The organism is Liquorilactobacillus capillatus DSM 19910 (genome assembly GCF_001434915.1).
In the GTDB taxonomy this organism is placed as follows: domain Bacteria; phylum Bacillota; class Bacilli; order Lactobacillales; family Lactobacillaceae; genus Liquorilactobacillus; species Liquorilactobacillus capillatus.
Genome location: NZ_AZEF01000041.1, coordinates 24408 through 37113 on the forward strand (window position 1 = coordinate 24408; position 12706 = coordinate 37113).

A 12706-nucleotide genomic window follows, 5' to 3' on the forward strand; every position below is an offset into this window, starting at 1 on the left:
ATTGATTGGATAGATATTTACAGCGTTCATAGGTAGTTAATTTTGAACTTTGTTAGCTTTATTAGCTGATTTTACAGCGCTGTTCATTGAGTTCTCAGCTTCCTGCAATGCTTGTCGAATGTTACCACCATTATATATCTGTTCCATTGCTGTTTGAACAGACGTTCTTTCTTGAATCAGCCCCTGCATGAAAACACCTGAGTTGGTATTATTCGGGCTAGTCTTACTTAGCTGGAGGCTGGGAACTTTACTGCTGGGATAGTGTTGGTAAAGTTTTTGTAGGACAGGTTCATTTTGAGAGCCTTTATTGAGAGCAAGGTACCCAGTAGCACTTTGCCAAGAAGCTTGATTTGTGGGGCTCATTAAATATTTGATGAATTCCCATGCTCCTCGCTGTTCTTGCAAAGATTTATCATTTGAGATCCATAGTGATGCACCGCCAATGGATACACCATTAGCTTTTTTATTATCAAGATGCGGGTAGTAAGTTACGCCGATCTTATCTTTGGTACCTGCAGTTAATTGACTTATGCTGGCGGATGACTGTAAGAACATTCCTAGTTTACCAGATAGAAAACTAGCCATTTCGTTTGTCGAAGCATTTGTACCAGCTCCATAGTTCATAAATGAACCGTTTTTTATGTTTGTTTGAATCCATTTCATGGCTGCAATAGCTGCGGGGTTATCAAAACTTACTGAAGTTGGAGTACCACTATGACCATCATTATTATTAGCTAAAGATGTTCCAGAATTGGCAAGGAATTGTTCAAAAAACCACCCATAAATTTCGATACTGAGCCCTTTGACCTTCTTGTCAGAATGTTGGTAAAGCTGTTTTGCAACACGAGTTATATCGCTGTAGCTTGGGTCTACTGGTGGTGGAGTTATCTTATATTTTTTTAAGAGGCTAGCATTGTAGTACAACACAGGTTGAGATGTATTAAAAGGCATGGAAAGTTGTTTACCATTTTGGGAATAAAATGCACGTGCAATAGAAGAAATTTTGCTAACGTCATAATTATCTTCATTAATGAATTTTTGAACAGGAGTCGTGTAACCACTGCTGGCAATTTGGTTAGTCGAGATATCCATGGATTGAAAAAGAGCGGGCGAAGCACTAGTCCCATGGGTATTCAAAATCTTCTGAACAGCTTCATTATAATTTCCTTCAAATTGGGGAATAACAGTGTAATTACTTTGACTCTGGTTATAATTATTAACAAATTTGTTAAGCTGTACTTGTGCGGGACCAGTCATTTCGTGCCAAAAAACTATTTTCGTACGTGTTTTAGCACTAGCTTGAGTGCCGAAAGAGCTAACAGTTGCAAGAAAGATAAGAGCTGCTAATAAGAATTTTCGAATATAGAATGTAAATTCTAAAAAATGACGTAAATATTTCATTTTAAAGCTCCTTCATTTAATCCGTTCTTAAAGAAATGCTGTCCAAAAAATAAAACGATCAGTGTTGGTATAACTACGATAGCAGCACTAGCTTGGATCATGCCCCAATTGTTAAAAGATTCTTGCGACTGCAACTGCCGTAGTCCATCTTGAACCGGTCGAAAATTATCACTGAAAGTTGTTAGCATAGGCCAGAGATATTGATTCCAGCTAGTGAGAAAGCTATATGCAGCTAATGTATAGAGACTAATACGTGAATATGGAAGAACGATCTTAGCGTAAAATTTCCAGTGAGATAATCCTTCGATATCGGAAGCTTCCTTTAATTCACCTGGAATCTGTAAAAATGCTTGGCGCAGCATAAATGTTCCAAAAGCAGATGCTAAAAAGGGGATAATCATTACGGAATAATGATTCAATAAGTTGAGGCTGCGGACAGTTGCAAAATTAGGAATTACCTCAGCTTCAAATGGAAGCATCATCGTTGCTAAAAAAGCATAAAATAATAAGTCACGCCCTTTGAATTTTAAGAAAACAAAAGCATATGCACTTGTGGAGCAAAATAAAATTTGGGCAATCATCGTTAAAAAGGAGATGATAAAGCTATTAAATAAGTAACGGATAATGGGTGTTTGTGTGAAAGCAGTTATATAGTTGTTTAAAGAAATATGATTACTCCATAATATACCTTTGGAGATCTCTTCTGTTGGAAGAAAACTGGTCCAAAAACCAATAAGGAAAGGAATAAGGATGATGACTGCCAAGATAGTAAGCCCTGTGTATTGCAACAAAAGGTCTTTCTTTGATTTTTTCATATTATTAAGCATCAGTAAGTCACCTTTTTCTCTAATAATTTAAACTGCATTAATGTGAATAAAGAAATAATGATTGCTAGAATAACTGATTGAGTACTAGCAGAACCATAATTGCCACTTAGAAAAGCGTCTTGATAAATACGATAAACCATCAAGTTAGTAGCATTGTCCGGTCCACCAGCAGTCATCAGGTCAATTAAGCCAAAGCTTTTAAATGACTCGATAAGAGTGATAATTGAAATAAAGAAGATCGTGGGAGAAATCATAGGAAACGTTATGTGAAAGAACTGATAAGACTTAGAGGCCCCTTCTATTTCTGCAGCCTCATACAAAAATTTAGGCACAGATTGAAGCGCACCAAAGAAAATTAGAAAAGTAAAACCAAGGTTCATCCAAACTGTTGAAATAATAACGGCTAACATGGCCCAACCAGGTTGAGTTAACCAATTGATAGTGGGGAGATGTAGAAAAGTTGTTACTTGATCAAGCAGACCTACAGAAGGATTGAAGATAAATAACCAGAAAATAGCTGCGACAGAAACAGAAACACCCATTGTGCCTGAAAAAATAGTTCTGAAAAAATTTATACCGGCAATTTTCTTAGAGGCAGCTTGGGCAAGTAGAATTCCCAAGACTAATGTTAGCATTGACACAGCTATCACGTAGGTAATCGTTGCTTTCAAACTATTAAGGTAGGTACTGGAGGTTAGAAGATTGACATAATTATTAAAGCCTACAAAGACAGTCGGTTTGCCAAGAGTATTAGTTAAGAAAAAGCTTAGATAAAGAGTTCGCAGCATGGGATAGAAAACAAAAATACTTAAAATCAGTAAGGAAGGTCCTAAAAACAAAAAGGCATATATTTTATCCTTAGCGTTTACATCATAGCCAATCTTTTTAAGCTTTTGCAACTTGGGGATAGCAATTTTATTGAGCGGTTTGAACTGCTTGTTTAGTTGTTCTTCCATTTTTTTGAGTTCCTTTCATAGATGAGATTGCTCTACCAGCATGATCAAAAATAAGAAAATCTTCTGGAGTTTTAACTAGAATACGCTCATTAAGTGAGAGAGAGGATTGCTTTGCAGCAGCTATCCGAATCTTTGCGCCGTTATCAAGTTCGACATATACAATGAACTCAGTTCCTAAGTATTCAATATTTTTGATAGTCGCATTAGCTTTGGATATTTGAGCTACAATAGTAAAGGATTGGGGACGGATACCAATAAAATAGTCACCTGCAGGAAGATCAAAGGGCGTTGGAAAGCTTAGCTGGGGATCAATTACTAAGCTATGATTATGTATTTGAGTGCAATGAGCTTTTAAGAGGTTCATACGTGGAGTCCCAAAAAAAGTAGCAACAAATGAATTCGCTGGATATTGATAAATTTCTGCAGGAGACCCAACTTGTTGTACTTGTTGTTCATTGAGGACCATAATACGATCGGCCATAGTCATAGCTTCGATTTGGTCATGAGTAACATAAATCAAGGTTAAGCCGAGCCGTTGCTGTAATTCACGAATCTCGGAACGCATTTTACCGCGTAATTGAGCATCAAGATTAGAAAGAGGTTCGTCCATCAAACAAATTTTAGCATCACTTGCAATGGCACGAGCTAAAGCTACTCGTTGGCGCTGACCACCAGATAATTCTCGTGGTTTTCGTTTTTTTACCGCCGTTAAGTCAACTAAAGCAAGCGCATTTGCAACTCGTTCCTCAATTTTCACTACATCCATTTTCCGTGCTTTAAGACCAAAACCAACGTTGGCTTCTACGTCAAGAAAAGGGAATAATGCGTAATCTTGAAAAACCATGGTTAGATTACGATCACATGGAGGAAGATTAGTTACAGAATGGTTGTCGATTTGCAAATCACCTGATGAAATAGGGATAAGACCAGCGATCATACGTAGCAAAGTACTTTTACCGCAACCAGAAGGACCGACGATTGCAAAAAACTCACCGGTTTTGATCCTAGTGTTGATACCTTTTAAAATCCAACTATTATTATCATATGTTTTAGCGATATTTTTTAATTCGATAGACATTTAATCACTCCTTGATTACTTGATGTGTGTAATGTTATGCAGCTAATTACAGTTCAAGTATAGTTAGTTAATGTAACGATATTATGCTTGGCGTGTAACGAATAAGTAAAAAAATAAGTTAGGAGATCAGAGTAGTTAGAATATAAAAAGCTAGGATTACACCCCAAAATAGTGTAATCCTAGCTAATTTAATATTTCGATAAAAGTTCAATACCATACAAACGGTGGGTTTTTTTATTATATACAAAAGCATAATGGTTTAGTTGATAACTTTTTTATTAGGGTCTAAGTAGTTTATTATTAAAATAATAATGAAAAGTAAGTTGACGATTCCAAAAACACCGTGTAGTGAGTTGAGAATAATAGGCGTAAAAATTTTCTGTGCCATTACGGTAACAGTATTAGTTGAGCTGATAAAGTTATTGACAGCTGAAAAGCTTAAGCCATGTAACTGGAGTCTGATAAAGAGGTTAAGCGCAGCACCATAGACGCCGATCATTAGAGTTTGCCCGAGTGTTCGTCCTAAGGTAATAATCGCTGTAGCAGAGCCTAGCAAATCCTTACTAACAAGATGCTGGCTTAACATAATATTGAGACTGATAACGATCCCCATCCCAAAGCCACTAATTGCAGCAATCAGGTAAAAACCCCAATAAGGGAAAGAAGAGTCAATAAAAAGTAGCGCAAGATAAGCTAGAAATTGTACTGAAACAACGGTTAAAACAATCTTTTTAGGTGAGAATCGTTGCAACAAGTTACCGACAAGAAATGAGGCGAAGAGCCACATAACTGAACTAGAGGTAACCACAAGTCCAGAGACGGTAGCTGGAACACGGTAAAGTGATTGTAACCAGATTGGAAAGTAAATCTGATACCCGATTAAAATACCGCTTAAAAGAGTCGAAGTAATAACTTGAATTGAAAAAGTCGGATTAGCAAACATAATAAAGGGAATTAACGGGTCACTAACCTTTTTTTCTTGTTTGACTAATAATAGAAAACTCAGTAGGGCAATCCCAAATAAGATAATGGCGATCAAAAGGTCTGTTTCAATTTGTTGGATGCCGATTAATAGTGTGACTAAGGAAAAGGTAAGCCAACAGATACCAAGCCAATCAACATGGAGGTGATGCTTAATATCCAGAGTCTCTGTATATCTAAAACTGATAACTAAGAAGATTAGAATTCCTAGGGGAACATTGACAAAGAAAACCCAGTGCCAACTTAACGTGTCGACTAGAAAACCCCCAAGTAGCGGCCCTAGTAAAGCTGATAATCCCCATGCTGTATTATTGAAAGCCATAATTTTAGCACGTTCTTGAAAAGAATACATATCAGCGATAATAGTAAAGGTTAGTGGGATAATTGAACCAGCACCTAACCCTTGTAAAGCACGGGCTAAAATGAGGAAGAAGATCGAGGGAGAGAGGCCACTTAAGAGTGACCCTAGAGTAAAGAGAATTACTCCAATCTGAAAGACTTTCTTACGCCCCCAGCTATCTGCTAATCGACCATAGATTGGTGTAGTAATGGCAGTGGTCAACAAATAAGTGCTCATGATCCAGCTTTGATAGGCTAAGCCATGTAGTTCACTGATAATTGAAGGTAGTGCGGTAGTAACGATCGTTATTTCGACAGAAGTCATAAAAGTTGCAATAAAGATAGCAATCAAGATCCAGATTCGTGTTTTGTTTTTCATAAAGAACCGTCCTTTGGTTATTTAATAATTCAGGGTAAATTACTAAACTATTATTTAACAAAACGATGTTAATTTCAATTGAATAGAATGATGGAGAAAGTTTAATTATTGCAAGCTAAAAAATTCTCATTCTATCAAGCGGTAAGTTATAATATAGTCAGTTGTTGTACCCTTTAAAAGTCTTGCAAAATAAATTGCAGTGGTATTATCAAGTGCAAAATATAGTCTAACATATATTTTGCAGGTAAGGGTTAGAATAATAGAATAATAAAGGATGGTCTTTTATGAAGGAAGAAAAGCAGTCAAATTTAACGGGTACTAAGGATGATGGTGATGATGCTGGGCCTAGACAGCAGCTCTGGAAAAGAAAAACAGCGGAATTAGAGAAGGATTTTAAAACAGATGTTGAACAAGGACTAACTAGTGCAGAAGCTACACATCGATTGGCAGAAAACGGTAAGAATGAACTTCTGACAAAAAAGACTTCTAATTGGCTGCTGTTTTTAAAACAGTTTAATAATAGTATCACTTATATCTTAGCTGCAACGGCGATCGTTACACTGTTACTCCAGCATTATCCTGATTCAGTTGTTATTGGAGCCGTAATAATTGCAAATGCATTAGTGGGCTTTTTTCAAGAAGTTTCGGCAGATAATGCACTCAGTAAAATTAAAGAGCTTTTAGTTTCAGAATGCTATGTTATTCGTGATGGGCATAAACTAGAACTGCCTGCAAAGGAGGTCGTTGCTGGGGACATCATTCATCTTGAAGCTGGTGATACAGTTCCGGCTGATCTGCGATTAGTATCGGCAGATAATATGAAGATCCAAGAGTCGAACCTAACTGGTGAGACGAATTCTGTCCTTAAAACCGAGGACGCACTCGACGCGAAGAAAGTTCCCTTGGCTGAAAGAACTAATATGGCTTATGCTGCGACTTCGGTTACTAGTGGTTCAGGGGTAGGGGTTGTTGTAGCAACTGGAACAGACACGGAAATTGGCCATATTCAGCAAGATGTCGTCGAAGTAAAAAGTAAAGCTACACCTCTAATGCAAAATTTGAATAAGCTAGGCTGGCTTCTTTCTTTAGCGATCGTCGCGATTGCGGTCGGACTATTTATTTTAGGTGCTTTTCTCCAAGTATACACCTTACCGGTACTCTTAATTGCGGTCATTACAATGATTGTTGGTTCAATGCCGGAAGGGATGCCTGCCAGTGTTTCAGTTGTTTTAGCCATGGGAACACGTAAATTGACTCGTCAAAAAGCGATTGTCAAGACTCTGCCTGCCGTTGAAACTTTAGGAGCTGTTGATATTGTTAATACGGATAAAACGGGAACATTAACTAAAAATGAGATGACGGTAACGGATATCATAACGGCTCATGAACAGTATACAGTTTCAGGTGTAGGTTATGCTGCAACTGGGAAAATTCAAAAAACAGATGGACAACAGGTAAATTGGAAAGAAAATGATGAATTAAAATGGTTGATTCAAATCGCGGGACAAACAACAGATGCATCTTTCCACCAAGAAGAAGGGCAATGGGTGTTGACTGGAGAGCCAACAGATGGAGCGCTGACCGGTTTATTCCATAAATTTACAGGAGTAGCTCCAACTGTAAACGAAATCGATTCATTACCATTTGACTCAGCCTTTCGCTATTCAGCACGGTTAGCACTACTTAATAAACAAAAAGTCTTAATGGTCAAGGGTGCTCCGCAAACACTTTTTAAGAAGATGGAACAGCATAATAGTCCACTTATAAAAGAACAATGGCTAGCTAAGATGGAGCGATTGACTAAGCAGGGTAAACGAGTAGTTGCGCTAGGTTATCAAACAGCAGAAGAAATGACAGATAAGATCATTACCGCTGATATCGGGCAGAACTTTCACTTAGTAGGTCTAGTGGGGATTATCGATCCGCCGCGTCAAGAAGTAGCAGATGCGATTCGCAAGCTTAGGTATGCAGGGATCAAAGTAAAGATGATTACTGGGGATGACCCTAACACTGCGCTGGCAATCGCTGAACAACTGAATTTAGCAGATAAGGTTAATGTTATTACGGGGCCGGAGCTTGATCAGATGACAGAAGAACATTTAGCTGCAGAAATTGATAAATACACTGTTTTTGCGCGAACAACGCCCAGTGATAAGTTGAAAATAGTTAAAGCCCAACAAAAAAGAGGGCATGTTGTTTCAATGACGGGGGATGGTGTCAACGATGCTCCTGCGTTAAAGCAGGCTGACATTGGAGTAGCAATGGGAATTAAAGGAACGGATGTTGCTAAGAGTTCGGCTGATATGGTTTTAGCTGATGATAACTTCACAACTATTCTAACAGCTGTTAAAGAAGGTAGACATATTTTCGACAACATTCGTAAAACGATTCGTTTTTTACTACCAACAAGTTTTGCTGAAGGGTTGATTGTTGTGATGAGTATCTTGTTGGATCAAACAATGCCCTTGTATCCAACTCAGTTATTATGGATAAATATGGTGTCGGCATTAACGATCCAATTTGCTTTTATCTTTGAACCTGCAGAAAAAGGTATAATGGCGCGTGGACCGCGGAGAGTTACCCAAGGGATCTTAAGAAAAGTGGATGTAATAGAGATCGCTTATGTTTCATTGCTGATTTCAAGTTTGGGAATGCTTGCATACAACCTGATGACTAAACAGGGGATGTCAGAGGTTGTGGGTAGTACGATGACTCTAAACGTGATTATTTTTGGAAAGATTTTCTATCTCTTTAATATGCGTAATAAGCACCCGGTCTTTTCACGATACTTCTTCCAAAATAAAATGGCATTTTATATTATCGCTGTTTTAGTGGTCTTACAAATGGGAATAATTTACCTGCCGTTTATGCAAGAAATATTCCATACAACAGCACCGGGATGGACAGCCGGCTGGTTGGTCCCAATTATTGCTGGTATAATTGTTCTGGTTGTAACAGAAGTAGTTAAGTACGGGCGTGCATTTGTTGACCGTTTATCTTTACAAAAGGAACAGCGAAAATAGTTTTATAGAAAGCAAGAAAGTGCTTAATTTGGTATTTTTTTGCTTTTTCTATTACATAGTTTTAGGAATAAGAGGTAGATAATGGATAAGAAGAGGGTAGCATTAGTCAAATTAGTGTTGTTAGTGGTTTTAATGGCTGTAGGAATAATTCTAATTTTTAATGAACAAATTAAAAATATGGTTATCACTAATATGACGCAAACGGCGGTGGAACATAAGATACAGTCGATTAGCAAAATCAATAAGAAAAAAACAAGTTTTAATTTTAAAAAGGTTAAGCCAGCGGGAATCTCGGCCGTAAAAAATGCATGGAAAGATGATACACAAGCAATTGGAATGCTGGCGATCCCCACTGTTAAGCTTAAATTAGCTATTTTTTATGGGCTGAGTAATGAAAATTTGTTACGCGGAACAGGAACAATGAAGGCAGCTGAAAAAATGGGACAGGGGAATTATGCTTTGGCTGGTCATCACATGAATAATCCTAAAGTTCTATTTTCACCACTAGCAAAAGTTAAAAATGGTACGATGATTTATCTAACAGATGGTAAACAAGCATACGAATATCGAGTGATAATGAAGAAAGTGGTTGATGAGTATCAAGTTCAATGGATTGACGATGTCCCAGAAAAGAAATTGGTGACACTTGTAACCTGTTTAACAGCACAAGCTGGTGAAAACCGACGGATCATTGTTCAAGGAGAATTACTTAAAAGCATTCCTTTAAATAAGACTAAAGCTTTTGACTAGGTTAGCTATTCTTATGGTTAAATGAGCAGTATTATTGCTTCTAATATTATCCAATGTTAACCTTTTAATAGAAGCTAAGGAAGATAAGCCATAGTTAGTGTGTATTTGTGGGTGGCTTATTTCTTTTAACTAGTTTGAACTATGAAAGGGGTTGCTGCTATGAGTCAAAAAGAAAAGATCGATAGTGCTAAAGATAAAGTTGCTGGTAAAGCAAAAGAGGTTGAAGGTAAGGCAACCGGTGATAAGGCACGTGAAACACAAGGAAAAGCTCAAGGAGTTCTAGGTAAAGCAAAAGAGAAGTTAAGCGATGCCAAGGATGCAGTTAAAGATGCTGTCGACGATCTAAAAGAAAAAGTCGATAAAAAGGACAAAAAATAAATTAAGCATACCATGAGCATGCTGACTTTTGAAAAATAGATAAAAACTTAAGAGGACAACGCTATTACTAGTTTTGTCCTGTTTTTGTAGAAGGAGATACAACAAAAGTCGGAAAAAGCTGAAGAGCGAGAGAGTAGTCCGAATAACTAGAGATTTAAGCTGGCTTTTTATTTGAAGAAATAAGATAGGGGGAGTTTTTATGCATTGGTTATGGGTTTTGATCGTTGGAGCGATTATAGGTGCACTTGCTGGAGCAATTACCAATAAGGGTAAGTCAATGGGCTGGATTAGCAATATTATCGCTGGCTTAGTAGGTTCAGCCGTAGGTGAAGCGATCTTAGGTTCATGGGGACCGCAAGTTGCAGGAATGGCTATTATTCCTTCGGTGATAGGAGCAATTATTTTAGTTTTAGTCGTTTCATTTTTCTTATCACGCTCATAATGATTTTAAATAGCATGACAATATAAAATATGATAAAGAAAAGAAGCCATATAGCTTAAGCTGTATGGCTTCTTTTCTAAAACTTACTTAGTAAGAAGGCGTTGTTTAACGGATAACTAAAACAGAGATAGGAGCATATTTAGCCATATAGGCTGCTTGACTACCAAAGTGTTTAGCTAAACCCTTCTTAGACTGAGAACCAATGATCAGCAGATCAGGTTCAACGTGAGGAATAACATCCTTGACGATTGCTTCACCAGCTTCACCTTCAGCAACAACAGCGCTAACTTTTTCAACGCCAGCTGCCTGAGCTTCATGTTGGTACTTAAGGATATGTTTCTCTAGATCTTCGCGTTCACCATGAATATAATCTTTATTTAAAGCTTCAAAGACGTTCATTTCTTGGCTTTCGAGAACTGAGACAATAACTAATTCAGCTTTATCATCTTTAGCTCTTTTTAAAGCATAACGAAATGCGAGCAAAGCATCAGCAGAATCATCAACACCTACTAGGATCTTTTTAAAATCTTCCATTGTATTAATTCAACTCCATTCATTTACTGAAGTATAGCAATTATAATTATTCAGCGTCATCCAATTTTGCAGCCATTCGACGGTTACCACGATACAAATCGTAGATAGTCCAAGCTAATAATGCTAAGATACCAACGATTAGGACGTAAGCAATGTTATCAGCAACAGCTAATTGAGCTTTTGAAGCATTATCACCAAAGAAAGCTTCGATCTGGTCTGGTAAGCCCTTCATGTTAAGGAAGGTTAAGGCAATAACAGAGAACCAACCTAAGATATTGACCCAAAGTGAGTTCTTAAAATGTTCACCCATTTCGACCTTACTATTAGTCATCATCAATAATGGAAGCATTGAGAATGGTAAAGCAAAGGCTAAGAAGACCTGAGAATCATTCATTAAGTTATTCAATGCGGTATGTTCAGCGATAGCGCTCTCTCCGCTAGTCATTGTAACACAAATCAAAACAGGGATAACAGAGATAAGACGTGTAACTAAACGACGTAGCCATAATGGCATCTTCATATGAACGAAACCTTCCATGATAACTTGACCAGTCAAGGTACCAGTGATGGTTGAGTTTTGACCTGAAGCTAATAAAGCAACAGCAAAAAGGGTTGATAAGATACCAGAACGAGCAACGCTGATTAAGACACCGTTACTTAATGTTGAAGTATCAGATAAAGCTTGGAATAATCCAAAGAATGAAGGATCTTTAACTGCACCAGTCTTGAAAACTGCAACACCCATAATTAAGAGGAGTGAGTTAACGAAGAAAGCAGCTGTTAATTGGATATTTGAATCCCATGCAGAGAATTTAACTGCTTGAGCAATTTCTTCATCTTTTGTATGGTCAATTTTACGTGTTTGAGAAACGGCTGAATGCAAGTATAAGTTATGTGGCATAACAGTAGCACCAATGATTCCTAATGCACCTGTTAAAGGAGTTTCACCACCAACGCTCTTAGTACTTGAGAAAGTATCAGCTGTTGGAACTAAACCTTTAATGACATTACCCCAACTTGGATCAGATAAGGCAACTTGGTAAACAAAAACGATTAAGATAACTAAAATTAAACAAACAACGATTGCTTCAATTTTACGAAATCCAACTTTAGTTAATAAGAGCAATAATAAAACATCGAATACAGTAACGAAAACAGCGACCACTAATGGAATATGGAATAAAAGATATAAGGCGATCGCAGCACCAATAACTTCAGCGATATCGGTTGCCATAATAGCTAACTCGGTTAAGATCCACAACACGACACCTAAAGATTTGCTTGTTCTTGCGCGAATTGCTTGTGCAAGGTCCATCTGGCTCACGATCCCAAGTTTAGCTGCCATATATTGAAGAAGCATCGCAATCAAACTTGACATCAGGATAACGGACATTAGTAAGTATTGGAAATTTTGTCCACCAGTGATAGAAGTTGACCAGTTACCTGGATCCATATAACCAACGGCAACTAGGGCACCTGGACCAGAATAGGCAAAAAGTGTTCTCCAGAATCCCTTTCCTCTTGGGACTGTAACTGTACTATTAATTTCTTCTAGCGAAGGACCATTAGCATATTCTATCAGCTTATGTTTCCTTGGCTTTGAATTGTTTTCGCTCAA

11 protein-coding genes are annotated in these 12706 nt (G+C 37.6%); 4 read left to right on the forward strand and 7 right to left on the reverse strand.

Annotation, left to right across the window (positions count from 1 at the left end):
• Nucleotides 1-36: 36 nt before the first annotated feature.
• The 5 genes from FC81_RS08720 to FC81_RS08740 form a co-directional block, all read right to left on the reverse strand.
• Nucleotides 37-1401, reverse strand: coding sequence for an ABC transporter substrate-binding protein (locus FC81_RS08720; RefSeq protein ID WP_057745823.1), 1365 nt, complete (start codon nt 1399-1401; stop codon nt 37-39).
• Nucleotides 1398-2228, reverse strand: a complete 831-nt coding sequence (locus FC81_RS08725) for a carbohydrate ABC transporter permease (RefSeq protein WP_420806353.1) — start codon at nt 2226-2228, stop codon at nt 1398-1400. The genes FC81_RS08720 and FC81_RS08725 overlap by 4 nt, the downstream gene beginning before the upstream one ends.
• Nucleotides 2228-3184, reverse strand: coding sequence for a carbohydrate ABC transporter permease (locus FC81_RS08730; protein ID WP_057745825.1), 957 nt, complete (start codon nt 3182-3184; stop codon nt 2228-2230). The genes FC81_RS08725 and FC81_RS08730 overlap by 1 nt, the downstream gene beginning before the upstream one ends.
• On the reverse strand, nt 3144-4262 hold the full coding sequence (locus FC81_RS08735; RefSeq protein ID WP_057745828.1) for an ABC transporter ATP-binding protein: 1119 nt from the start codon (nt 4260-4262) through the stop codon (nt 3144-3146). The genes FC81_RS08730 and FC81_RS08735 overlap by 41 nt, the downstream gene beginning before the upstream one ends.
• A gap of 259 nt (nt 4263-4521) precedes the next feature.
• Nucleotides 4522-5961, reverse strand: coding sequence for an MFS transporter (locus FC81_RS08740; protein ID WP_057745831.1), 1440 nt, complete (start codon nt 5959-5961; stop codon nt 4522-4524).
• 284 nt (nt 5962-6245) lie between these two features.
• Between FC81_RS08740 and FC81_RS08745 the strand changes: the two genes are divergently transcribed.
• The 4 genes from FC81_RS08745 (at nt 6246) to FC81_RS08760 (ending at nt 10554) form a co-directional block, all read left to right on the forward strand.
• Entirely contained in the window at nt 6246-8984 is a 2739-nt protein-coding gene (locus FC81_RS08745) for an HAD-IC family P-type ATPase (RefSeq protein WP_057745834.1), read from the forward strand.
• 81 nt (nt 8985-9065) lie between these two features.
• Nucleotides 9066-9734, forward strand: coding sequence for a class A sortase (locus FC81_RS08750; protein WP_057745837.1), 669 nt, complete (start codon nt 9066-9068; stop codon nt 9732-9734).
• A gap of 159 nt (nt 9735-9893) precedes the next feature.
• Complete coding sequence (locus FC81_RS08755; RefSeq protein WP_057745839.1) at nt 9894-10112, forward strand: CsbD family protein; 219 nt, start codon at nt 9894-9896, stop codon at nt 10110-10112.
• A 199-nt stretch (nt 10113-10311) separates the two neighbouring features.
• Nucleotides 10312-10554, forward strand: coding sequence for a GlsB/YeaQ/YmgE family stress response membrane protein (locus FC81_RS08760; protein WP_057745842.1), 243 nt, complete (start codon nt 10312-10314; stop codon nt 10552-10554).
• Between the two features lie 105 nt (nt 10555-10659).
• Here the strand turns inward: FC81_RS08760 and FC81_RS08765 are convergent, their stop codons facing one another.
• Nucleotides 10660-11088, reverse strand: coding sequence for a universal stress protein (locus FC81_RS08765; protein WP_057745845.1), 429 nt, complete (start codon nt 11086-11088; stop codon nt 10660-10662).
• Nucleotides 11089-11134: 46 nt separating this feature from the next.
• Nucleotides 11135-12706, reverse strand: a complete 1572-nt coding sequence (locus FC81_RS08770) for an Nramp family divalent metal transporter (protein ID WP_057745848.1) — start codon at nt 12704-12706, stop codon at nt 11135-11137.

What these genes read in the sequence shown, in the direction of transcription:
- FC81_RS08745 (WP_057745834.1), top strand. Translation starts at nt 6,246, where the DNA reads ATGAAGGAAGAAAAGCAGTCAAATTTAACGGGTACTAAGGATGATGGT.
- FC81_RS08730 (WP_057745825.1), bottom strand. Translation starts at nt 3,184, where the DNA reads ATGGAAGAACAACTAAACAAGCAGTTCAAACCGCTCAATAAAATTGCT.
- FC81_RS08760 (WP_057745842.1), top strand. Translation starts at nt 10,312, where the DNA reads ATGCATTGGTTATGGGTTTTGATCGTTGGAGCGATTATAGGTGCACTT.
- FC81_RS08765 (WP_057745845.1), bottom strand. Translation starts at nt 11,088, where the DNA reads ATGGAAGATTTTAAAAAGATCCTAGTAGGTGTTGATGATTCTGCTGAT.
- FC81_RS08735 (WP_057745828.1), bottom strand. Translation starts at nt 4,262, where the DNA reads ATGTCTATCGAATTAAAAAATATCGCTAAAACATATGATAATAATAGT.
- FC81_RS08740 (WP_057745831.1), bottom strand. Translation starts at nt 5,961, where the DNA reads ATGAAAAACAAAACACGAATCTGGATCTTGATTGCTATCTTTATTGCA.
- FC81_RS08720 (WP_057745823.1), bottom strand. Translation starts at nt 1,401, where the DNA reads ATGAAATATTTACGTCATTTTTTAGAATTTACATTCTATATTCGAAAA.
- FC81_RS08750 (WP_057745837.1), top strand. Translation starts at nt 9,066, where the DNA reads ATGGATAAGAAGAGGGTAGCATTAGTCAAATTAGTGTTGTTAGTGGTT.
- FC81_RS08725 (WP_420806353.1), bottom strand. Translation starts at nt 2,228, where the DNA reads ATGCTTAATAATATGAAAAAATCAAAGAAAGACCTTTTGTTGCAATAC.
- FC81_RS08755 (WP_057745839.1), top strand. Translation starts at nt 9,894, where the DNA reads ATGAGTCAAAAAGAAAAGATCGATAGTGCTAAAGATAAAGTTGCTGGT.